Genomic DNA, 24710 nt, shown 5'->3' on the forward strand with positions numbered 1-24710 from the left:
GATAATGAAAGAAAAACTTCGTCAGCCGCCTATCATTGAGCAGTCAGCTCAACAACACGGCTTTGAGTTTGCCCTAAACCAAATACATCCAACCCGATTTTCATCAGATAATCACCGGAATATACTTTTCCATTAGCGACCAATCCGGAACTTGCAGCAGGCATCAGGTTGATTTCCTCCACTTTATACTGTTTGTTCGGGTCCAGACCTTGCAATTTCACCGCCAGCAGCTTTTCCTGAAAGCGCGGATGAATGTCATAAGCAAACAGAACCGCCTTGTTTGCATCCTTGCTTACATAATTCAGTGCCATGTGATTGCCCTCATACGGAGACACCAAACGATATTGATCACCATCCATTATAGCGTTTTGCAGACGCTTCCAGTTGGCAACAGCCGTCTGGCAGTAAGTCAATTCATCAGCCGTGAGTTCTTTCAGGCCAATATCAAAACCAAGCTTACACATAGAAGCTACATCCGTGCGGAATTTTACAGAAGTCGCTTTATTCCAACTGGTCACATGGGCATCCATAGCCTTTGCCGGAAAGAACTGGGAAAAACCCCATTGGATATAAATACGTTCTACAGGATCCGTATTATCGCTGCACCAGAACTCTGTGAAATATTTAAGCGCTTCGTAATCGCAACGGGCACCACCACCGGAACAGAGCATCATCGGGACATCAGGATAATTCGCTTTCACACGCTTCATAACATTATAGATACCGCGAACATGATCAATATACAACTGTCCCTGTTTGTTCTTCAGATACGGAGAATAGATATTGGTGATAGGACTGTTGCAATCCCATTTAAAGAAAGCAACTTCAGGATTCTCTTTCATTATATTCTCTACAACACCATATACATAATCCTGCACCTTCGGATTACTAAGGTCAAGTACCAATTGGTTACGGTAATAATACGTTTCACGATTAGGCAGTGTGATCGCCCAGTCCGGATGTTTCTCGAAGAGTTCGCTCTTGGGATTCACCATTTCGGGTTCAATCCAGATACCGAACTTCACATCTGCATCTTTGGCAGCTTTCACCAGCGCCGGAATGCCACCGGGCAATTTATCGTGATTCACATCCCAGTCTCCCAAACCTGCATGATCATTCTTACGGGGATATTTGTTCGCAAACCAACCATCGTCCAACAAGAACATATCTACACCCAGATGCTTGGCTTCCTTCATTAACTCGGCCAGTATCTCCTGGTTAAAGTTAAAGCCTGTATTTTCCCAGTTATTCAGAAGAGTCAGACGACTCCCTTTACCATCTTTCAAGCTATAGTTGCGTGCCCACTCATGGAGGTTACGGCTTCCTTTCCCGGCACCGTCATTACTTAAAGTAAATATGAATTCGGGAGTGGTAAACACTTCATTCGGTTTCAGTTCATAATTCGAAGCGTAAGGATTGATGCCGGGAATCACACGAAGATTCCCAACATTGTCCACTTCAAACGTAAAGCGGAAATTACCGGTCCATCCCAACGTACCCATCAATACATTTCCTTGATATTCACTGATCGGCTGATCCAATCCTACTTCAAAGAAAGGATGCGTATGCATGGCAGCACGGCTTCCCAACTTCGTATCAATTACTTTCTTACCAAATTGCAGTTGCTGGCTGCTCATTTGCGCTTCCTTTGCCCAATCACTGCTGAACTCAGTCAGATAATAAGCGGAATTATTGAAATAGAGCATAGCAGAGGCGTATGTAGAAAGCAGGACAGGTTTCTTTTCCTGATGCCTGATTTCACTCCAGGTCTTAATAACGTTTTCTTTCGGATAAGCCACATAGTACAGAGTGACGTCTACCGGATACTGATCGTCACGGAGATTAACCACAGTTTCCGTACCACCTTCAACCGCCTTGGAGGAAGAAGAAACATAATACAACATAGTGGACGGATTGCCATCGTTGTGAGTGATAGCGATAGCCGGTTCAAAGTAATCTTCATTACCCGAACCACCATACACTTCCCAACCGCGTTTACTTACACTACCATCGGCACCGGCATGGATATTCCACTGAAAGTTATTCAAATCCTGCTCATGCAGCAGTTTTTCACCTAAGTAAGTTTGGTACAGACGGCCGTTGTCACCTACCTGGAGCACCAGGTCTGTGTTATCCGTAGAAATACGGATCGTTTTGTTTTCCGCTGCATTGGCATACGATAATGTAGCACATGCAAAGAGAGTTACAAGTAAATTTTTCATGGTGTACAATGAATTTAGTTACAAAAATATATTAAATTAATTTAGAATGAAAGGCTTGCACTGAATTCCAGTGTAAATGGACGCAAGTAATTACCACTCATATAGTGATCTTTGAATTTACCTGCTTCTTCCTTGCCCAGTAGTTCGGCACCGCTGATAGTTCCGCTTGCACCCTTTTGATTCAGGAAGTTCACTACCGTTGCACCTAATGAGAGATGCTTATTCACTTTCCAGTTCATACCACCGAAGGTTTCCCAACGACCGTTGAAATAGAGGGCATTAGTCAGATTGGCATACGTCTTCCCGAAATAACGGAAACTGAGCCACAAGCGCAGATCGGGAGTTATGTTATAACTGGGATCTATTTCAGCCAATATCTGCGGAATTTCCTTCACAATGTTGCCGTTAGCATTCAGGTCGGGCACTCCTTCAAAGGGAGATTTGATGAAGTAGTTGTTATAAGTCGGCTTCTGGTAAGTGAACAGGGCATGCAGATGGAAACCTTTGAAAGGATTGATTTCAGCGGAAGTGGTCCAACCCAATGTCTTGATATCGTAAATCAGCAAGGTCGTTTTGGACTGCGTTGTTCCCGGTTTGGTTACATTCTGCTGGTCTATATTATTCGACTTGGAAATATAAGTAATCATGGAAGTCAGGTTTATCCAGTCATTCTGATAAAATAATCCGCCACGCAGCAAAGGGATAGTCACACGCTTATATTGCTCTTCGGTAGGTCCTGTTCCGGCATATTCATTGATACGCGGGAAGCGGGTGGCGACAGTTCCGTCGGCAGTCAGTCCGAAGTTCTTGGTCAACTTATAAGTGAATTGTGCCGTTGCAGCATAGTTCAGCTTATCTTTTACTACTTTATGCGGCTGTATATTTTCAGTAGAAAGTATATTCCCTTGATTGTCCGTATATTCGTGAGTATCACCAATGTGGAAGCCGGAATAGCGACCGTAAGGAATCTGATCGGCAGACATACGATAATATTCCAGACGGGCACCATAATAGACAGTGAATTTCGGACTTACCTGCCAGTTATCCGTAAAGTAGGCAGCCAGTTTGTTTTCGGTCCCTTTGGTATATTCCGGACTCAGCTCATTGAAACCACTGAATTTAGCGGTACCCCCGTCAGCTGCCACACGATTCAGTATCTGCGGATATTCAGCAACCGTGCCTACCCATTGAAAAGAAGAAGAGTGATAATCCAAATGATAAAACCATTCATTCAGCCCCAGGCGTACGTCATGGTCGCCTATCTTCTTTTTCAGTTCGGAAGTAAGCAATGCGTTCTTCACTTTGCCAAGATGCAACCAGGTACGCCTGCCTTCGACCAATCCGCTATAGGCATCCTCCGAACCATCCTGAAAAAGGCCGTCCGCCACCGTGGCTTTGCTGATGTTGCTACCACCAAAGTCCACATAGTTAGCTTCGGGAGCATTCATAAACTTGGCATTCAGCGTCCAGTTCAGATTGTTACGGAAGGTATAATCAAACAGCATAGCCACTTCATGCGCCTTATTGCCTGTGAAGTCACCAAACCGACCGCTCTTCATCTTTCCGTCCATCACATCCATGTATTGAAAACGTCCACCTTCGGGGGCATACGAAGAAGTTCCTAACTTGAAGCCAGGAATTTCTTTCACACTGCCATCTCCCACATAGATAAACGGAGCAGCGTTAATCATCGAACCCAGTGCGCTGCTTTTTGAGAACTTATAGATCACGGAGAACCTTCCGCGATTATTGTTGAAAAGGCGCGTCAGCCCTGCATGATAAAGTTGGGTACGGTCACTGAAGTTTTCAAACTTAGGAGAGAAGCTACCCGGATCGAAGTTCTGATAGATGCTAGCCGTATAGAGCCAGTGGTTTCCGATGCCACCGGACACATTCATGTCTATATTTTGCCATCCAAAATGGTTGGTGCGGTAATTCAAGACTCCTTTGAACTCCTTTTGCCCCAATTTGGAGAAAGAATTTACGGAATAAGCGATGTTTCCGGTAGCAATAGCAGATTCAGACGGTGTCATCAGCCCTACTTCGCCCAGGCTGGCATCGCTGCGCCAGTGAGTAGCCAGCTTATGCACAGCCGAAGAATAGACAGCGGGTAACCCGTTTTCATACACATTTACATCTTCACTGGGAAGTCCGATCTGAATTTCACGGGGCTTGTTTGCATCCGAAGCATTCAGCATCACATTGCGTTCGCTGACCTCCGTTTTTTTACTACTGATAGTGTCATTCTCTACCGGTTTGCTCGCCGTTGCAATAGTAGCGAATGATAAGGCTGCCGATATGACATAAGAAAAGAGACTTGCTTTCATACTATTAATGAATTTAAAATTAAACTTTCGGTTCAAGGCATCAGATAGGAAATATTCCCCTTATCTTTCAACGAGGGCAAAGTTAATAGGTATAATAATGCCCGGTTTCCGCAAGTAGCCGTCAGGTAGATCGGCATGAGAGTATCATCTACAATACAACACTGATAACAAGTCATTTACATCATTCCGTTTTATAAAAGCAAGTAGACATACCCGTTTACCGGAAAGTTTTAATATCTTTGTATTTGTCTACTTTTAATGAACATACCCTATGAAAAAATACTTGTTATCGGTATTATTCCTGTTGTTCGTGCTTGTCCCTTTTCGTGCGGCGAATAAGACTGACTTATCCAATGAGTTGGAATCAGCTTTAAAATTGCGCAACCAATACTCACTCCGAAAAGAAGCCCGAATTGACAGTTTAAAGCGTTTGCTATATCCCTCCATGGACGACAATGAGCGTTTCCGATTATACAATGCTATTTACGAAGAGTACTATACTTACCGTTTCGATTCAGCCATGCTCTATGTAGATAAGGAAGAACAGGTGGCTATGACACTATCGCACCTCGTTTATCGCAACTTGAGCATCATCCACCGCTCGGTGCTTCTTTCCACATCGGGTTATTTCAGCGAATCCATCCAGAATTTGGAACAGATAGATTCACGCACATTGAATGATGCGACACGGATAGAATATTATGCCGCCTATGAATGGGCTTACAGTATGTGGGCGGAATATTCCAACGATAAGGTTTATGCTCCCCGTTATTACGAAAAAGAAATGCTTTATCAGGATTCATTGCTCAGTGTACTTCCCACTGGCTCATCACTACACAATTACTGGAAAGGAGAAAATCTATATCGTCACCAGCGGTACGCCGAAGCGGAAAAGTATTATCAAAAGGCACTGGAAGGCGTTCCAGTGAATGTTCGATTGTATGCTATGATTACGTATGGTTTAGCATTGGTCCATTCAAAACTTGGTGACTGGAACGAATATGAGCATTATCTGATCAAGGCCGCTATATCGGATCAGGTATGCCCGCTTAAGGAAAATCTGGCCTTACAGGAACTGGCTCTGCATATCTTTAAAAACCAGAGTGGAGAAGTATCCCGTGCCAACCGCTACCTGAACTACTCCATGGAAGACGCTCAGTTTTATAATAACCGGCTCCGCATGCTCGAAATAGCGAAAAAATTCCCTTCTATTGTACTGTCTTATCAGGAACAGAATCTTATCAAGAGCAGACGACTGCAATGGTCGCTGATATGCATCAGTATATTATCCATCGGACTGGTCGTCTCCCTGATCTATATTTATCGGCAAATGCATCAACTCCATAAACGCAGGAAGATACTGGCGGACATGAATCAGGAACTGCAACATCTGAATAAGGCATTAGTAAATACGAATCATACGCGTGAAGAATATGTAAGCCTGTTCATGGACCTGTGTGCCGCCTATATAGACAAGCTGAATAAGTATCAGGATTTGGTAAAGAGAAAAGTGAAAGCGAAGCAGACAGATGATCTATTGAAGTTAGTCAATGCCACCAAACTGTCAGATACAGATGCGAAAGAGTTCTTCGTAAACTTCGATACGGCATTTCTGAATTTATACCCTAAATTTATAGAAGAATTTAATGCACTATTGCGGGAGGGTGAAGAAATCATACCTAAAAGAGGAGAAATACTGAATACAGAACTTCGGATATTTGCATTGATACGTATGGGGATTCAAGATAGTTCCAGGATAGCTACCCTCTTGTTCTACTCACCACAAACAATTTATAATCATCGGAGTGTAGTGAAGAATAAGGCAAAGATGAGGGATAGCTTTGAAAAGCAGGTGGAGGAACTTTGTGCAGTGATGTAGATTCACTTACATTATAAAATAAGACACTTTTTCTTAAGAAAAGAATGTGTATCCATTGCCCTTTCAAATACTTCTGTTACTTTTGTCAACAGCTACAAGATAACTACTAGAAAAACTATTATATTATGAAAAATCTATTCTATTTTATCATTTCGATATGCACGTTATATGCATGTTCCTCGGATTCTGATTTCAACCCGGAAGATGAAAATCCCACTTCTTCTGATTTTTATGAACTTAAAGCCATTCCTGACAAGAAAGTCATTTTCAAAGCCTATCCGGCAAATATGAAACAAATTCTTGGCGCAGGCTACGATGTTACCGCCGACCACTTAAGTCCCGAAGCCATAAAAGCTCCCATAATAGATTTGGAAAAATTGGAAAACAGCGATGAAGATTATATCTATCGTATGAGAGCCACTTCATCCGAACCCAGAGACTACGCCGGAGAAAATGCAACAACATTCCTGACTGATATTACCAATAGCCTGGTATTGGGAGACATAAATTCCAGAAATGCTCTATCGGTCGGTACCATTCTCAAGCATAAAGAGTTCGAGTCTGATTACAACCATTCTTCACAATATTCTTTTGCCTCCAGCGAACAACTATTTACAGCGGAGCGTTGGTACTTTTCGTTTTTTTATACCTTAGAGAAATATAAATACAGATACCTTACGCAGGAATTTGAAAATGATGTAACTAGTTTGGCAGCAGAAGATATCATAAACAAATATGGCACACACCTTTTAGTGGATGTCGGTATAGGAGCACGATTCAGAGGACTTTACCGGACAGCAGTACCTACAGCGACATCAGCTGCCAGCACCGCAAAAATCACCTTACTCAGCGCTTTGGAAAAAATAGGCCAACAAGGTCTATTTACCGGAAGCGGTGCCGGCGGATGGGAAGAAGAAGTGGCACAAAGCATAGGAGGTCAGCTTATACTAGAATTCTATGGAGGAAATACAAGCTTATTGACTTCACAGCCGATAACCGATGGCTTTAATGCCTGGTGGAACTCGTTCAATGAAGAGAATTATACTTTGACGAAAATCACTCAAAACAAAGTCCTTCCTATTTATGAACTAATAACGGATGCCACCAAAAAAGAGCAAGTGAAAGATGCGATAGAAAAATATATATCCAACCAAAAGTTATCGTCAGTTTCTACCACTCCGCTACTTCAGGCCTGGAATGGCAAAAATCACACATACGACACATCTTACTTAGATATTGCAATGCACTCCAACAAAAAATATGAAGGAGCTATCTGTTCCATCTACAAACAACAAATCATGAGTACCGTACCGTTGTATTTATATAGTAACGGAAAAAAGCAACGTCTATCTGTAGAGCTATTGCCAGCCAATACTGGATGGCAACTGGAAAAAGAATTAGGATATGTACACGCTTCGCCCGTAGAAGGAGCCATCCCGCTATACGAAGCCGAAAATGAGAACGATTATTGTTATACTACAGAAGACAAGCAGGAATATGGCACAGAAGGAAGTTGGAAGCAAAAAGGCATTGTATGTTACACAATGCCCCTATAATATAGGATTGCCTGCCAAAATCAATCCCCTTTACCATTACCTTGTCAGGATAGGTTCAACTCATACACCGCCGGAGATATCGGCTGCTCCCAACCGTCTCTTAAAAGCAAACGGCAATTCCGGCATGGCCCCACTCTGTGTACAAACATAGGCGGAGACTTCCACTGCCAGTTTATGCGCTTCGGGAACAGGTTTCCCACTAAGTATAGCAGATGTAAAAGCAGCAGTAAAAGAATCACCTGCCCCCACAGTATCGGCAACAGGAACTTTCGGTGTATCCTGATAAGATACTACGCCCGGAGTAAATACATAACTGCCATTGGTTCCACAAGTCAGAATCAGCATCTTCAGATTATATTTAGCCAAAAGTATCCAGCATTTATCCTGTAAATCAATACCCGGATAACCGAAGATACGGCTGATAGTAACCAGTTCCTCATCATTTATTTTAAGTATATTGCAGCGGCGCATAGATTCGCAGAGTATTTCTTTCGTATAGAATCCCTGACGAAGATTTATATCGAAAATCTTGATCTGATCTTCTCCATCAGGCATGGTGTCCAGAAAACGTTGAATAGTAGCACGACTCACGGGACTGCGCTGAGCCAGCGAACCAAAACAAACAGCACGGGTAGAAAGGGCCAGACGTTTCAAATCATCCGTAAAAGGAATATTATCCCAAGCTACCCCCTCTTTAATCTCATAACAGGGAACCCCCACAGCATCAAGAGTAACCTGTACCGTACCAGTAGGATAATCCACTTGCTCGATCTGACAAGTCAGTTTCTTTTGGGCAAAAACATCCAATATTTCCCGTCCGTCAGCATCACGTCCCACTGCACTCACTACACGACTATCAAAACCAAACTGTGATACATGATAAGCGAAATTGGCAGGCGCACCACCTATTTTCTTTCCTTCGGGCAGCACATCCCAGAGTGCTTCCCCCATTCCTACGATGATTTTATTCATGATATGATTTATGATTTATGATTTATGATTTATGATTTATGATTTATGATTTATGATTTATGATTTATGATTTATGATTTATGATTTATGATTTATGATTTATGATTTATGAAAACTATTATTTCTTTATCTTCAAAGTATAGTACAGCAAATAAAGTACTCCGACAGTCATCACGGCTACTGCACCGCTTTGTCCTACGGCATCACTTGCCAATCCCATTGCCAACGGAAAAACAGTTCCACCAAAAAGTCCCATTATCATCAGACCGGAAACTTCATTCTTCTTGCCGGGCATATACAGCAACGCCTGCGAGAAGACAATCGAAAAGATATTCGAGTTTCCGTAACCTATCAGCGCAATGCAAATATAAATAGATGTTTTTGAATGGAAAGCAAAAAGTCCAATCATTGCCAGTAACATCATAAAACTACTGATAGCAAAGAACGATTTAGCATTCATCTTCCTCAAAATAAAAGAACCTGTGAAGCAACCTGCCGTACGGAAAATGAAGTAGAGACTGGTAGCAAACGCAGCGTCATCCAATCCCATACCCAAACGCTCCATTAGAATCTTAGGAGCAGTAGTATTCGTACCTACATCGATTCCTACATGGCACATGATACCGATGAAAGAAAGCAAAACAAACGGCTTACCCAATAAAGCCAAACACTCACCGAACGTAGAAGGTTTTCCTTCCTCTTTCTCCTCGGCAATCTGTGTCTGTCCCAACAATAAAACGGCTATCACGGCTATCACCATATAAATAGGGAACAGCACACGCCAACCCAAACCGAACGACGGAATGGCCTGTGTAGCTCCCCACATAGCAATGTAAGGTGCAAGAAACGAAGCAATCGCCTTTACAAATTGTCCGAAGGTAAGGCTACTTGCCAGCCGGTCACCTCTCACGATGTTAGAAAGCAGCGGATTCAGTGAAGTCTGCATCAATGCATTGCCGATACCTAATAAAGAGAAAGAAAGCAGCATTAACGTATAGCTATCACCAAAAACAGGCAATAACAATGAAGCAAAGGTCACAACCAAACTAAGTAGTACCGTCTTTTTTTGTCCGATACGGCTCATCAACATACCTGTCGGCACAGAGAAGATCAGGAACCAGAAGAAAACCAGCGAGGGGAAGATGTTAGCCTGAGAATCAGTCAGACCCAAATCTGCTTTTACATAGTTAGAGGCGATGCCTACCAGATCCACAAATCCCATAGCGAAAAAGCAGAGCATCACAGGGATCAGCTTGGATAACGAAGAATTAGATTTCATTGTTGTATGGTATTAATTTAAGTATTTCTTGCTCGGGAAAGCATGTTGCAAAGGAAGCGAATATCAAGGCAACAGGATAACAATCTTGTTACAAAGAGTGGCAATTATGATACAAGAATGTTTTTTAAGCGCATTTCAAGGGCATTATTTCTCTTTTTAGCTACATTTGTGGAAAATTATCCAAAGAAACTTTTTAAACAACAATATGGAAACACTCTTTAATGGACGACTCAGCATTGAAGTCTCTGCACATGGGGCAGAGTTATGCAGCATTTTTTCTAATGGAAAAGAATATCTATGGCAGGCAGATCCTGCATTCTGGAAACGCCATTCGCCGGTACTCTTCCCGATTGTAGGAAGCGTATGGGAGAATGAATATCGAAACGAAGGCACCGCTTATGTCCTCACTCAGCATGGATTTGCCCGCGACATGGAGTTCACACTGATATCCGAGGAAAACGATGAAGTCCGCTACCAGCTTGTCAGCAACGAAGAAACACTCAAGAAATATCCTTTCCCATTCCGTCTCACCATCGGCTATCGCATCCGCGAGAAGAAGGTCGATGTCATGTGGGAAGTAGAGAATACCGGGGAGAAGGAAATGCACTTCCAGATTGGTGCACATCCGGCATTCTACTATCCGGATTTCGATGCCGAAACGCAAGAACGGGGATTTTTCGGTTTCAATAAGAAAAGCGGACTGAAATACATACTTATTTCTGAAAAAGGATGTGCCGACCCGGACACCCAATATCCTCTGAAACTGACAAACGACTTGTTGCCATTGGATACACATACATTTGACAAAGATGCACTTATATTGGAGGGAAGCCAGGTGCAGCGGGTTACCCTATATAACAAGGAAAAATCCCCTTATCTCAGCCTCCATTTCGACGCACCTGTTGTCGGACTGTGGTCGCCACCTGCCAAGAATGCTCCGTTTGTCTGTATTGAACCATGGTACGGTCGTTGCGACAAAGCACATTATACAGGAGAGTATAAAGATAAGGATTGGGTACAGCATCTGCAACCCGAAGAGATATTCAGGGGGAAATATACGATAGAAATAGAAGAATAAAGGAGAAACAGAACAATTTCTTGTTCTTCCCCGGACCCGGTCCGTATCAAAGCCGTACCCGGTCCGTATCTGGTCCAAACGCTTAGGTACGGAGCAGCTACGGAGCGGGTACGGCTTTGATACGGACCAGGTACAGAAAAGGAGGAAATATAGACCAATCTTATTTCAAGTTATAAACCTTGAATGAACTTACCGCATAGCTACCGCCTTTGGCATAGAAGCTGATACGGTTGTAAGGTTCCGAAGGAAACACGAGGTTCGTCATTGCGAAACGTCCGTCATCGCCAAACGCTTCAATACTTGATTTATCAACGAAAAGACGCAGCGTCATTTCCGAATTGCCTTCTATCGGAGCAAGAGTCAGCACCGGAAAGTCCGGACTGAATGATACGATTCCGCTCTTACTACGATCCATCGCAAACTTCTTCTCTACCAGATTATAGTAAATATCCACTTCTTCTCCTTTTGAATTGAAAAGTTGGAAGCCAATGACTTCTGCATTTCTGTTCTTAATCGTCATTTCAATTTCATACGTACCTGTATTATCCGAAAGCAGTTTGTCCATATTATAAGTACGGTCCACCTTGAAGGAATGCTTCTTTTCTTCTTTTCCACGCAGTTTCAGCAGTTCTCGCGAAGGGGAAGATTTCAGATAGGTTTCACCCGCCGAAGTATAGAGGCTCAGGTCACGGGGAACGGAATTTGCACTACGATATTGCATGGTAGGCACATCATTGGCATACTGCCAGTTGCTCATCCATGCCAATGCGATATGTCGTCCTTCAGGTGCATTACTCCAGGTTACAGCAGCATAATGATCTTTTCCCCAGTCCATCCATTTCGTCATTTTCGGAGATTCATTTACGAATGTTTTTCCGTCAAACATTCCTACAAAGTACTGGGCAGCACTACCACCGAAAGGTCCCCCCGGATTAATATTACATATCAATACCCATTTTTTCAGTTCCGTGCCTTCAACAGGTAGCTCTATCAGGTCAGGACATTCCCAAACGCCTCCATGAGCTCCCTGTCCTTCACCGAAACTACTTTCATAAGCCCAATCCTTGAGGTTGGGAGAAGAATAAATCTGCATTTCCTGCCCTACCGCAAGAATCATAATCCATTTGTCAGTAGTATCATGCCAGAATACTTTCGGATCGCGAAAGTCTCGCTGTGTAGAAGTCAGAATCGGATTACGCGCATACTTTTTGAAAGTTTTTCCATTATCAAGGCTATAAGCCATACTCTGTACCTGGCGGTCACTTGCCGAAGTATAGAAAGCAACAATGGCACCGGCACCAAACCCAGCCGTATTATCTTTATCCACTACACAAGAGCCACTGAATATAGTTCCTAAAGCATCAGGTGCAATAGCTGCCGGCTGATGTTCCCAAGAAACGAGATCAGTACTGGTTGCATGTCCCCAGTGAAGATTTCCCCACATAGAACCGTAAGGATTGTATTGATAGAATAAATGGTAAACTCCATCTTTATATACCATACCATTCGGATCGTTCATCCAACCATACCTGGGAGAGAAATGATACACCGGGCGGAATACTTCCCGATTAGATGTATCGAATTCATCAGAAAGCTTCATTTCATCCCAGCAAACAGCCGTATCAGAAATTAACTGGAAGTTAAAGGAAAGTGATTTATCATCAAATCCGGAGAGATCTACCGGAACAAAATAATCTACCTTATTTATAGCCAGACGAATGTTCATATAGCGCACTACGTCATTATCTGCTATCATATACAGTTTTGCTTCCGGAGAAGCCTCTTCCACGGGAAGCAACAGAAATTTCTTCTGTTTCTCAATCTGGACAATGCTCTGTCCGTCACCTAAATGTTTAATCACGAAAGGAGGATTAATAGCCTGACACGAAAAGACAGACCAGATTGTACCTATTATAAAGGTAAGGGTCCATCGCACAGTCAACAAATTGTTTTTTAAATTCATGATGTTTTTGGGTATTACATTTAATTAATAATGGGTTGCTCGGGAAAGCACTTTGCAAAGGAAGCGAATAAAACAGAAATAGCCTGCCATTTATGTTTCATAAGCTGGCAAATATGATACCTGCCCTCTATTTTGTTACAAATATACCAGCTTATGAAACATAAATTACAGCATATCTTCACTTAATTCCCTTTCTTTGCAACATCAAAACATCACTCGGGAAAGCATGTTTTGAGAGGTAATCCACAGCGATTACAAAATGAAAAGCATATTAATTAAAATCTAAAAACATGGAAGGCATAAAAAGATCACTTCTATTTGCACTCTTTCTTATAATGTGTACACTGGTTCAGGCCCAACGTCTGACGGTACAAGGAAAAGTGGTTTCCAAGACTGACGGAGAATCCATTATCGGTGCAACTGTCATAGAAACCAACCAGACAAGTAACGGCACCATAACCGACATCGACGGCAACTTTACATTGTCTGTACCACAAGGTGCAGAACTCTCCATTTCGTATATCGGATTCAAGACTGTGAATGTGAAAGCTCAAGCTACACTGAATATCGTTCTGGAAGAAGAATCGGAATTGCTACAGGAAGTCGTAGTCACAGGTTATACTACTCAACGCAAGGCCGACCTGACCGGAGCCATTTCCGTAGTCAGCATAGACGAGATTGCCAAGCAAAACGAAAACAACCCGATCAAAGCATTACAGGGACGCGTCCCCGGTATGAACATCACAGCCGACGGTAATCCCAGTGGAAACGCCACTGTACGCATTCGCGGTGTCGGGACTTTGAACAATAATGATCCTCTTTATATTATTGACGGCGTGCCTACCAAATCGGGCATGCACGAACTGAACGGCAATGATATCGAATCTATCCAGGTATTGAAGGATGCGGCTTCTGCCTCTATCTATGGTTCGCGCGCTGCAAACGGTGTCATCATCATCACTACGAAGAAAGGTAAAGAAGGACAGATAAAGATTAACTTCGATGCTTCTATCGCCGCTTCCATGTATACCAATAAGATGGAAGTACTGAATGCGGAAGAATATGGCCGTGCCATGTGGCAGGCTTACGTAAACGAAGGTCAGGATCCTAACACCAATGCACTGGGCTATAAGTATAGCTGGGGATATGACGCAAACGGTTATCCTCAACTGAACAACATCAGCATGTCCAAGTATCTGGATTCCGCCAATACGGTTCCGGCTGCCGACACCGACTGGTTCGATGAAACAACCCGTACAGGTATTATCCAGCAGTACAATGTATCAGTAAGCAATGGTTCGGAAAAGGGGTCTTCTTTCTTCTCCCTGGGCTATTATAAGAATATAGGTATCATCAAGGACAGTGACTTCGAACGTTTCTCTGCCCGCATAAATTCTGATTATAATCTGATTGGCAAATTCCTGACCATAGGAGAGCACTTCACACTGAACCGCACTTCGGAGGTGCAGGCACCGGGTGGATTCTTGCAAAATGTATTGCAATTCAATCCCTCATTGCCCGTTTACGACATCAATGGAGAATATGCAGGTCCGGTAGGCGGATATCCCGACCGTGAGAACCCGGTAGCGAGACTGGACCGTAACTCTGATAATCGCTATACTTACTGGCGTATGTTTGGTGATGCCTACATCAACCTCAACCCCTTCAAAGGATTCAATGTCCGCTCCACCTTCGGATTGGATTATGCACAGAAATCACAACGCATCTTCACCTACCCCATCACCGAAGGCAATGTGGCAAATGATAAGAATGCCGTAGAAGCCAAGCAGGAACACTGGACGAAATGGATGTGGAATGCCATCGCTACCTACAATCTGGAAATCGGCAAACATCGTGGAGACGCCATGGTGGGTATGGAGCTGAACCGTGAAGATGATATCAATTTTTCGGGTTATAAAGAAGATTATTCCATACTGACACCCGACTATATGTGGCCGAATGCCGGTTCCGGTACGGCTCAGGCTTACGGTTCGGGCGAAGGCTATTCATTGGTTTCTTTCTTCGGAAAGCTGAATTATACATACGATGATAAATACCTACTCTCGATGACAGTACGCCGTGACGGTTCTTCACGCTTCGGTAAAAATAACCGCTATGCCACATTCCCTTCCTTCTCACTGGGATGGCGCTTGAACCGTGAAAAGTTCATGCAAAACCTCAGTTGGATTGACGATCTGAAAGTCCGCGGTTCATGGGGGCAGACCGGTAACCAGGAAATCTCGAACATTGCCCGCTATACAATTTATGTTCCCAACTACGGTGTAACGGAATCAGGCGGTCAGAGCTATGGCACTTCCTACGACATTGCCGGAACCAATGGTGGCAGCATCCTTCAATCCGGATTCAAACGTAATCAGATCGGTAATGATAACATTAAATGGGAAACAACCATACAAACGAACCTGGGCCTCGATTTCTCACTGTTTAAACAATCTCTTTACGGTTCATTCGACTGGTTCTACAAAAAGACAACGGATATTCTGGTACAGATGGCAGGTATCGCCGCTATGGGCGAAGGAAGCAGTCAATGGATCAATGCGGGAGAAATGAAGAATGTGGGTGTAGAATTGAATCTCGGTTATCGCAATCAAACGAGATTCGGACTAAAATATGACCTGAACGCCAACATATCCACCTACCGGAATGAAATCACGAAACTGCCAACTACAGTAGCTGCCAACGGCACTTTCGGTGGTAACGGTGTACAAAGCGTAATTGGTCACGCCAATGGTTCGCAGGTGGGTTATGTAGCTGACGGCATCTTCAAATCACAGGAAGAGATTGATAACCATGCCACTCAGGAAGGTGCCGGAATAGGCCGTATCCGCTGGCGCGACTTGGACGGCAACGGTATCATCAACGAGAAAGACCAGCAATGGATTTACAATCCGACTCCGGACTTCAGCTATGGTCTGAACATCTACCTTGAATACAAGAATTTTGACCTCACCATGTTCTGGCAAGGTGTTCAGGGAGTAGATGTTATCAGCGACCTGAAGAAGGAGACCGACCTTTGGAGTGGACTCAATATCGGTTTCCTAAACAAAGGTAAGCGAGTACTCGATGCATGGTCACCCACCAATCCGCACTCTACCATTCCTGCATTGTCACGCAGCGATACGAACAATGAGAAACGTGTTTCCACTTACTTTGTTGAGAATGGTTCGTTCCTGAAGTTACGCAATATACAGTTGGGCTACAACGTTCCGAAAAACTTTGCCCAGAAGATGAAGATGGAACGCCTGCGCTTCTACCTGAGCGTACAGAACGTATTCACCATCAAGAGTAAGGAGTTCACCGGAGTAGATCCTGAGAATGCCAACTATGGTTACCCCATCCCGATGAATATAACTTTCGGTATTAATGTAGGCTTTTAACAATAAAATCAGTTACTTATGAAAAAATTAATATATACAGCAGTCTTAGGTCTTTCACTGATGTGCGGCAGTTGCACCGACTTTCTGGAAGATCAGCTCCCCCAGGGAACCATCAGCGACGAACAGCTGAAGAACCCGGCATACATCGACAATCTGGTAATCTCTGCTTATGCAGTATGGATTACTGCCGAAGATATCAATTCTTCCTTCTCCATGTGGAACTATGACGTACGCTCGGATGACGCTTACAAAGGAGGAAACGGTACGGAAGACGGTGATGTATTCCACTCACTGGACATCTCACAAGGTATCATGACTACGGCATGGAACATCAGCGATATGTGGCAGCGCCTCTACAACTGTATCTCACGTGTCAATACAGCTTTGCAACTATTGGAACAAGTGGATGAAAATACTTATTCACTAAAGCAGCAACGCATTGCCGAAATGAGATTCCTCCGCGCACATGGTCACTTCTTGCTGAAACGCCTGTACAAGAAGATCCCGTTTGCCAACGATGCCAACTTGTCACCGGAAGAATATAACTATCTCTCCAACACCACTTACAACAATGACGAAGGCTGGCAACAGATTGCAGATGACTTCCAGTTTGCTTATGATAACCTTCCCGTGAAGCAGGCAGACAAAGGTCGCCCCGCCAAAGCCGCCGCAGCCGCCTATCTGGCAAAGACTTATCTGTACAAAGCTTATCATCAGGATAATGCAGACAACCATGAAGTGACAAGCCTCAGCACGGAAGACCTGGTGAAAGTAGTGCAATACACAGACAATGCCATTATGTCGGCAGGCGGCTACGGGCTGGAATCAGATTTCCACAACAACTTCCGTCCGGAACCTCAATATGAAAATGGCGTGGAATCTTTGTGGGCCATGCAATACTCCATGAACGACGGTACCAATAACGGTAACTGCAACTGGTCTTACGGTCTGATCGTTCCCAACATTCCGGGAGTTACCGATGGTGGTTGCGACTTCTACAAACCGAGCCAAAATCTAGTAAACGCATTCAGAACAGATGCTAACGGACACCCGCTGCTGGATTCCTTTAACAACACCGATTATAATTCGCAATCCGATTATGCTGACCCACGCCTCTTCCTGACAGTAGGTATGCCGGGATTCCCTTATGAATTCAATAAGAACTACATGATGGACCAGTCGACTACCTGGAGCCGCAGCAACGGACTTTACGGATATTACGTGACCTTGAAGCAGAATGTGGACCCGGATGGCGACTACCTGATAAAGGGTGCCTGGTGGGGGTCTCCGATGAACCGCATCGTACTGCGCTACTCGGATGTATTGTTGATGCGTGCCGAAGCACTGATCCAACTGAACGACGGACGTATCGCCGAAGCTATCAGCCTGATTAACGAAGTACGTAACCGTGCTAAACAAAGCACAGCCATGATTGCCGACTACGAAATGGAATATGGCGTACGTTTCAACATTCAGCCTTATACGGGAAGCTACTCACAGGCAGATGCCTTGAAATTGTTGAAGTTTGAACGTCGTGTAGAGCTGGCTCTGGAATCAGAGCGCTTCTTTGACCTGGTAAGATGGGGCGAAGCTGCCGAAGTACTGAATAAGTTCTATGCCGAAGAAGCTGCCGACTGCACCATCTACACGAATGCCTCGTTCACTAAGAATAAAAATGAATATCTGCCTATCCCGTTTGCACAGATGAGTGCCAGCAACGGAAACTATACGCAGAATTGTGGTAACTGGTAACCTTATAAAAAAGAAGAACATTATGAAATCAATACTGAATAAACTAAATCTGCTTGTACTGGGAACCGTCCTGTTGTTAACATTCCCGGGATGCAGCGATGATAATACATCCGACCTGAAACTGGACGGAGACACATGGCTCACCGCCCTTGAACTGAATGATACCTATACGGGGGTGATAGACCGGACCAATAAGACCGTAACTGTGGCAGTGCCCGAAGTATACGACACTGACGCGATGAAAGTTACCGGTATCGAAGTATCCGAAGGTGCCGAGGCCTCTGTTAAGGCAGGCGATGTGCTGAACTTCTCATTCCCCCAAGTGATAAAAGTGACTAACGGAAACGTATTCCTGGACTATACCGTCAACATCAAGCATGATGAAGCGCGGATACTCTCCTTCAAACTGAATGACGCTTATGCCGGAATTATCGACCAGACTAAACGTACTATCACCGTACGTGTGCCGAGTTCAGTCAATATCAAAAACATGGTTCCGATCATTACAACTTCGGCAGGAGCCATTGTAATGCCGGCATCCGGACAGGCTATTGACTTCAGCAATCCTGTAGAATTCACTGTTTCATACAACACCGCATCTGCCGTTTATACGGTAACGGTTATCCCGACCGATGCACCAAGTGCCGTATATGTGGGTCTGGCAGCTACACTGAACGAACTTAATCAGGAAGAAAAGGAAGCGGCAACCTGGATGCTGAACAATATTGCCAATTCGCAGTATATCTCATTCGAAGATGTGCAGGCAGGAAGAGTAGACCTGAGCGAATGTGAAATCATGTGGTGGCATCTGCATATAGACGGCGGCATCGACAACATGGATAAGTTTGAAAAGGCAGCGCCTGCGGCAATCAACGCATTGGTAAAGATGAAAGACCTTTATAACAATGGCATGAACCTGCTGCTTACCCGCTATGCCACTTATTATGCCGCCAAACTGGGTGCTACCCTGGACGGCAACAACCCGAACAACTGTTGGGGGCAATCGGAAGAATCCGGTGAAATAGCAGGTGGTGCATGGAACTTCTTTATCCAGGGACACGAGTCGCACGCTCTCTACCAGAACCTGGTGATGAACAGCGGTGAAACAGACAAGGTCTATACCTTCGATACCGGTTACCGGACCACCAACAGTACGGCACAGTGGCACATCGGTTCCGACTGGGGCGGCTACGCTACGAATGAAGTATGGCGTACCAATCATAGCGGTGTTGATCTGGGGTATGGCGGCGATGGTGCTATCGTGGCATGGGAATATCTGCCTGAAGACTCTCGCGGAGGTATCGTATGTATCGGCTCAGGGTGTTACGACTGGTATGCTTACGGCATAGATGCTTCAACAGACAAATATCATGGCAATGTAGCCAAACTGACAGAGAATGCAATTGACTATTTAACGGGTAAATAAAACTAATATATGAAAACAATGATATATTCACTCACACTGGCTGCTCTGATGATCACTTCTTTCAGCAGCTGTAGCGATGACAATGATCCGGTTTTAACTCAGAAGGACTGGGACGGAACCACCACTTATTTTGCTTCGGCAGATGCCATGAAGTTTGATACTTACTACAAGCCATCTGTTGGTTATGTAGGCGATCCGATGCCTTTCTATGATCCACAGGCAAAAGATTTCAAGGTTATGTATCTACAGGAATACCGTCCGAACCAAGCAGGCACTTACCACCCGATATGGGCGGTAAGTACTCAGGACGCCGCTTCATACACATCTATGGGTGAGCTGATCTCTTGCGGAGGATTGTCGGAGCAGGATGCCGCTATCGGAACGGGTAGTACTATTTATAATCCTTCGGATCAATTGTACTATACCTTCTATACAGGTAACAAATATCAGCCTACTTCTTCCGAGAACGGTCAGGTAGTGATGTACGCCACCTCAGCTGACTTCAAGACCTGGACCAAGAACCGCACTTTTTATCTGAAGGGTGACACTGACGGGTACAGCAAGAATGATTTCCGCGACCCCTTCGTTTTTGAAGGTGAAGACGGAAAATACCATATGCTTGTTTCCACTACTAAAAGCAGCAAAGGTGTACTGGCCGAATATACTTCTACCGATATGAAGACCTGGGAACATGCAGGTGTATTCATGACCATGATGTGGGATCGCTTTTATGAATGTCCCGATGTCTTCAAGATGGGAGACTGGTGGTATCTGGTCTACTCGGAGATGCATGCAGCCGTACGCAAAGTTCAATATTTCAAGGGACGTACACTGGAAGAACTGAAAGCAACCACCGCCAACGATGCCGGCATCTGGCCCGACAACCACGAAGGTTTCCTTGACTCACGTGGCTTCTATGCAGGCAAAACGGCTTCGGACGGAACTAACCGCTACATCTGGGGATGGTGTCCCACCCGCTCGGGCAATGACAATACTGCCGTAGGAGCTTCTCCGAACGAACCGGAATGGGCAGGAAGCCTGGTTGCACATAAAGTAGTTCAGCATGCGGATGGTACTTTGACTTTAGGCTTAGTAGAAGGTATCAGCCAGAAATATGCCACCGCCTCTACTGTAAAAGTGATGGAAAAGAGTAGCGGAGTATCAGAAAGCAACGGTAACTATACTCTGACGGATAATGCTTATATCCTATTCAATCGCTTAAATGTAAACAACAAGATTTCGTTTACCGTAAAGACGGCAGGCGATGCAGATAGATTCGGTATCTCTCTGGTACGCGGCACGGACTCCAAAAAGTATTATACCATTATAGTGAACCCGGAAGACAACAATAACAAGCGAAAGATAAACTTCGAAGAAGAAGGTGAAGAAGGTAAAGGATTCATCGACGGAATAGACGGTTATCTGTTCGACAGACCTGCAGATAATACTTATAATGTAACTATCTGTACGGACAACTCTGTCTGCGTGGTTTATATCAATGACAATGTAGCTTATACAAACCGCATATATGGTATGCAGAAGAATCCATGGTCTATTAATAGTTATTCGGGAACGGTGGAAGTAAGTACTGTGAAAGTTAACTATTACTGAGTTAATTCACCACAGAGTAACACTGAGTTTCACATACCACGTAACCATCTGTGTGACAATGCGCTTGGTGTTCCAACACGATCAGTCGTTGTGAAACACGAGTTCAGTCCTAGTGGGAAGTACCTTCAGTCCTAGTGGGAAGTGCCTTCAGTCCTAGTGGGAAATACCCTCAGTTTAATATAGTGAACGAATCATTGGATTGTTCATATCAGACTGACTAAAGTTTGTAGGCCGATAAAGATTAAGAATAAAGAAACGCATTGCCAGATAATGATTGCTATAAAGTGGCAATCATTATCTGGCAATACATTTACAATATTTTGATTAATCACTGAAAGTCATACTTCGCCGCACATGCATAACCTTCCTCATACAAATCAGTCAATTTCCTGATATCCCGTTCTATACGGTCGACCGTTACAGGTTTCTGCGGACGGATTACAGTAATCTCTCCTGCCGCTTCCATACGTTCCACCATCTCCAACTGCTCGTTGTACACACGACAACGGCGGCTTAAAGCCTCACGCATCTTTGGGTATTTACGATACAGGAAAGAAGGTATATGCATATCCTTCGCTTCTTTACGATATCCTTGGTTACGGGTAAGCACTACCACATTATGAGTAAATCCCTCACTCCTGGCACGCATCAGAGGAATACTGTCGACAATACCTCCGTCAAGCATCGGCTCATTATCCACATAAGCAATAGGGCAGACAAAAGGCAGGCTGCTTGAAGCACGCACAATGTCAATCACACGATGCTTGTCCCGTTTCTCCTCAAAATAGTTCGCCTCGCCCGTCACACAATTTGTAGTCACCATTTCATAACGCTCCGGACAAGAGAAATATGCTTCATAATCATAAGGAAGAATATGCTCGGGGAATTCCTGGAACAGCAGATCGAAGTCCATTATATTACGTTTCTTCAACAAATATTTCAACCCGATATACTGATATTTCTCCAGTAAGTCAATGTTACTGTACTTGGCACGTCCGCGCTGGCCGGACATATAAGAAAGTCCATTGCATGCTCCGGCACTGACTCCGATAGTATAGGGGAAGCGGATGCCACGGTCCATAAAGCTGTCCAGCACGCCACAAGTGAAGACACCACGCATGCCGCCGCCTTCAAGAACCAATCCTGTTTGGGGGTTGATATGTATCTTTTTCTCCATAATTATCTGATAAAACACTCCAAAGATAGCTTTTGTTTCCGAAATCTCCCTATCTTTGTGGCAGTAACAACCATTTAATATCAATTTAATCATGATGAAAAAGTCAATACTTATTGCCACTTTAGGCTTATTGAGTTTCAATGTGTCAGCACAGGACACTCCGAAAGCGGAAGAAGGCTTCATCTTCACAACCGTTAAAGAAAACCCGATTACTTCTGTTAAAAACCAAAACCGTTCCAGCACATGCTGGAGTTTTTCGGCTCTTGGTTTCCTTGAAAGCGAATTGTTGCGTATGGGCAAAGGCGAATATGATTTATCAGAAATGTTTGTGGTGCACCATACCATGATGGACCGCGGCGTGAACTACGTACGCTATCACGGTGACAGTTCTTTCTCACCCGGTGGAAGCTTCTACGACATCATGTTCTGCCTGAGAAACTACGGTCTTGTTCCGCAGGAAGCTATGCCGGGCATCATGTACGGTGACACATTGCCGGTACACAACGAGTTGGATGCCGTGGCCGGTGCTTACGTAAACGCTATTGCCAAAGGCAAACTGACCAAACTGACTCCGGTATGGAAGAAAGGCCTGTGCTCTATCTATGATACTTACCTCGGCAAGTGCCCCGAAAACTTCACTTACAAAGGAAAAGAATATACTCCGAAGACATTTGCCGAATCCCTCGGAATCAATCCGGACGATTACATATCTCTGACTTCATTTACCCACCATCCATTCTACACTCAGATGAACATCGAAATTCAGGACAACTGGCGTAACGGCCTTTCTTATAACCTGCCTTTGATGGAATTCATGTCTGTTATCGACAATGCCGTTAACAACGGTTACACTGTAGCTTGGGGTAGCGACGTCAGCGAAAGCGGTTTCACTCGTGACGGTATCGCCGTTATGCCCGACGCGGATCGTGGTGCCGAACTCACCGGTTCTGACATGGCACGCTGGACAGGTCTTACTGCTGCCGACAAACGCAAAGAACTGACTTCCCGTCCATTACCGGAAATCACCGTAACTCAGGAAATGCGCCAAACAGCATTCGACAATTGGGAAACTACCGATGACCACGGTATGCTTATCTACGGTACCGCCAAAGACCAGAACGGTAAGGAATACTACATGGTAAAGAACTCTTGGGGTACCAACAACAAATACAAAGGTACTTGGTATGCTTCTAAACCTTTCGTTGCTTACAAAACTATCAATATCCTGGTACACAAAGATGCAGTGCCCAAAGCATTGTTAAAGAAGCTGGGAGTTAAATAAGTGATAAATAGAGTGATAAGGTGATAGAGTGATCACCTTATCACTATTTCATCATCCTACTATTAATATATTCCGTAAACTGATCCTTATAATTCTCTCCTACCGGAATATAGGTCTCTCCAAAAACGATGCGCAAGCGAGAAACTTCCGTTATCTTTTTCAAATTGACAATATAAGAACGATGTACCCGCATAAACTGAGAGGGAGGCAAAGTTTCTTCCAGACGCTTCATGCTGAGTAAAGGCATAATGGGCTTAGCCTCTCCTTCTACAAAGATACGTACGTATTCACTCATTCCCTCAATATATTTAATATCTGCCAGGTTGATACGCGTAACGCGGTAATCACTCTTCACAAACAGAGTACCGTCATTGAAAGAAAGTTCGGACGGAGTTGACGGTGGAGCAACTGTTCCATGACCTTTAGTACGAAATTCCCACCATTTATACGCTTTATCCACCGCCTTCAGGAAGTCTTGAAAGCCAAACGGTTTCAGCAGATAATCCAGTGCATCTACTTTGAAGCCTTCGACGGCATACTCCGAATAAGCTGTTGTGAAGATGACCAACGGCTTTTCCGTCAGGGAACGTACAAAGTCCATCCCATTCAGATCGGGCATATTGATATCAACAAACATCAGATCAATCTTTTGTGCGGAAAGAACACTCATAGCATCGAAAGCGTCTTGACAGGAAGCTACAAGATTCAGAAAAGGTACACGGGAGATATATCCCGTCAGTTGGGTAAGAGCCAACGGCTCATCATCAATAGCTATACAATTTATCATA

At 44.2% G+C, this 24710-nt stretch carries 15 protein-coding genes; 8 read left to right on the forward strand and 7 right to left on the reverse strand.

What is annotated here, in order from left to right:
- Window positions 1-32: 32 nt before the first annotated feature.
- Window positions 33-2222, reverse strand: a complete 2190-nt coding sequence (locus BN161_RS04285) for an alpha-galactosidase (RefSeq protein WP_044263383.1) — start codon at window positions 2220-2222, stop codon at window positions 33-35.
- 41 nt (window positions 2223-2263) lie between these two features.
- Window positions 2264-4549: a TonB-dependent receptor domain-containing protein gene (locus BN161_RS04290; protein ID WP_044263384.1), complete on the reverse strand. Its 2286-nt coding sequence runs from the start codon at window positions 4547-4549 to the stop codon at window positions 2264-2266.
- Between the two features lie 271 nt (window positions 4550-4820).
- On the opposite strand from BN161_RS04290, the gene BN161_RS04295 reads away from it, so the two are divergent.
- Both BN161_RS04295 and BN161_RS04300 read left to right on the forward strand, forming a co-directional pair.
- Complete coding sequence (locus tag BN161_RS04295) at window positions 4821-6428, forward strand: DUF6377 domain-containing protein (RefSeq protein ID WP_044263385.1); 1608 nt, start codon at window positions 4821-4823, stop codon at window positions 6426-6428.
- Window positions 6429-6553: 125 nt separating this feature from the next.
- Window positions 6554-7984 carry an MAC/perforin domain-containing protein gene (locus BN161_RS04300; protein ID WP_044263386.1) on the forward strand — a complete coding sequence of 477 codons (1431 nt, stop codon included), beginning with the start codon at window positions 6554-6556 and terminating at the stop codon, window positions 7982-7984.
- A gap of 60 nt (window positions 7985-8044) precedes the next feature.
- Here BN161_RS04300 and BN161_RS04305 read toward each other — a convergent pair whose 3' ends face one another.
- Window positions 8045-8956 (reverse strand): carbohydrate kinase family protein, encoded by a 912-nt coding sequence (locus BN161_RS04305; RefSeq protein WP_044263387.1) that lies wholly within the window; start codon window positions 8954-8956, stop codon window positions 8045-8047.
- 118 nt (window positions 8957-9074) lie between these two features.
- A complete protein-coding gene (locus tag BN161_RS04310; RefSeq protein ID WP_044263388.1) occupies window positions 9075-10235 on the reverse strand; it encodes an MFS transporter in 1161 nt (386 codons plus the stop codon).
- Window positions 10236-10440: 205 nt separating this feature from the next.
- Here BN161_RS04310 and BN161_RS04315 point away from each other — a divergent pair, with 205 nt between their 5' ends.
- Window positions 10441-11313, forward strand: coding sequence for an aldose 1-epimerase family protein (locus BN161_RS04315; protein WP_044263389.1), 873 nt, complete (start codon window positions 10441-10443; stop codon window positions 11311-11313).
- A 160-nt stretch (window positions 11314-11473) separates the two neighbouring features.
- Here the strand turns inward: BN161_RS04315 and BN161_RS04320 are convergent, their stop codons facing one another.
- Window positions 11474-13276: a GH32 C-terminal domain-containing protein gene (locus tag BN161_RS04320; RefSeq protein ID WP_081743628.1), complete on the reverse strand. Its 1803-nt coding sequence runs from the start codon at window positions 13274-13276 to the stop codon at window positions 11474-11476.
- A 335-nt stretch (window positions 13277-13611) separates the two neighbouring features.
- Here BN161_RS04320 and BN161_RS04325 point away from each other — a divergent pair, with 335 nt between their 5' ends.
- Genes BN161_RS04325 through BN161_RS04340 form a run of 4 tightly spaced genes read left to right on the forward strand, consistent with a single transcriptional unit; the run spans window position 13612 to window position 21463 of the window.
- Window positions 13612-16674 (forward strand): SusC/RagA family TonB-linked outer membrane protein, encoded by a 3063-nt coding sequence (locus BN161_RS04325; protein WP_394332284.1) that lies wholly within the window; start codon window positions 13612-13614, stop codon window positions 16672-16674.
- An 18-nt stretch (window positions 16675-16692) separates the two neighbouring features.
- Window positions 16693-18426, forward strand: coding sequence for a RagB/SusD family nutrient uptake outer membrane protein (locus BN161_RS04330; RefSeq protein ID WP_044263392.1), 1734 nt, complete (start codon window positions 16693-16695; stop codon window positions 18424-18426).
- Between the two features lie 22 nt (window positions 18427-18448).
- The gene (locus BN161_RS04335; protein ID WP_044263393.1) at window positions 18449-19852 is read left to right on the forward strand and encodes a DUF4960 domain-containing protein; all 1404 of its coding nucleotides are present in this window, start codon (window positions 18449-18451) and stop codon (window positions 19850-19852) included.
- A gap of 9 nt (window positions 19853-19861) precedes the next feature.
- The gene (locus tag BN161_RS04340) at window positions 19862-21463 is read left to right on the forward strand and encodes a glycoside hydrolase family 32 protein (RefSeq protein ID WP_044263394.1); all 1602 of its coding nucleotides are present in this window, start codon (window positions 19862-19864) and stop codon (window positions 21461-21463) included.
- Window positions 21464-21791: 328 nt separating this feature from the next.
- Here the strand turns inward: BN161_RS04340 and BN161_RS04345 are convergent, their stop codons facing one another.
- The gene (locus BN161_RS04345; RefSeq protein ID WP_044263435.1) at window positions 21792-22640 is read right to left on the reverse strand and encodes a patatin-like phospholipase family protein; all 849 of its coding nucleotides are present in this window, start codon (window positions 22638-22640) and stop codon (window positions 21792-21794) included.
- A gap of 94 nt (window positions 22641-22734) precedes the next feature.
- On the opposite strand from BN161_RS04345, the gene BN161_RS04350 reads away from it, so the two are divergent.
- Window positions 22735-23922, forward strand: coding sequence for a C1 family peptidase (locus BN161_RS04350; protein ID WP_044263437.1), 1188 nt, complete (start codon window positions 22735-22737; stop codon window positions 23920-23922).
- 43 nt (window positions 23923-23965) lie between these two features.
- Here the strand turns inward: BN161_RS04350 and BN161_RS04355 are convergent, their stop codons facing one another.
- Window positions 23966-24709 (reverse strand): LytR/AlgR family response regulator transcription factor, encoded by a 744-nt coding sequence (locus BN161_RS04355; protein ID WP_007214849.1) that lies wholly within the window; start codon window positions 24707-24709, stop codon window positions 23966-23968.
- Between the last annotated feature and the right edge of the window lies 1 nt (window position 24710).

It is taken from the genome of Bacteroides timonensis (assembly GCF_000513195.1).
GTDB classification, from domain to species: Bacteria; Bacteroidota; Bacteroidia; order Bacteroidales; family Bacteroidaceae; genus Bacteroides; species Bacteroides timonensis.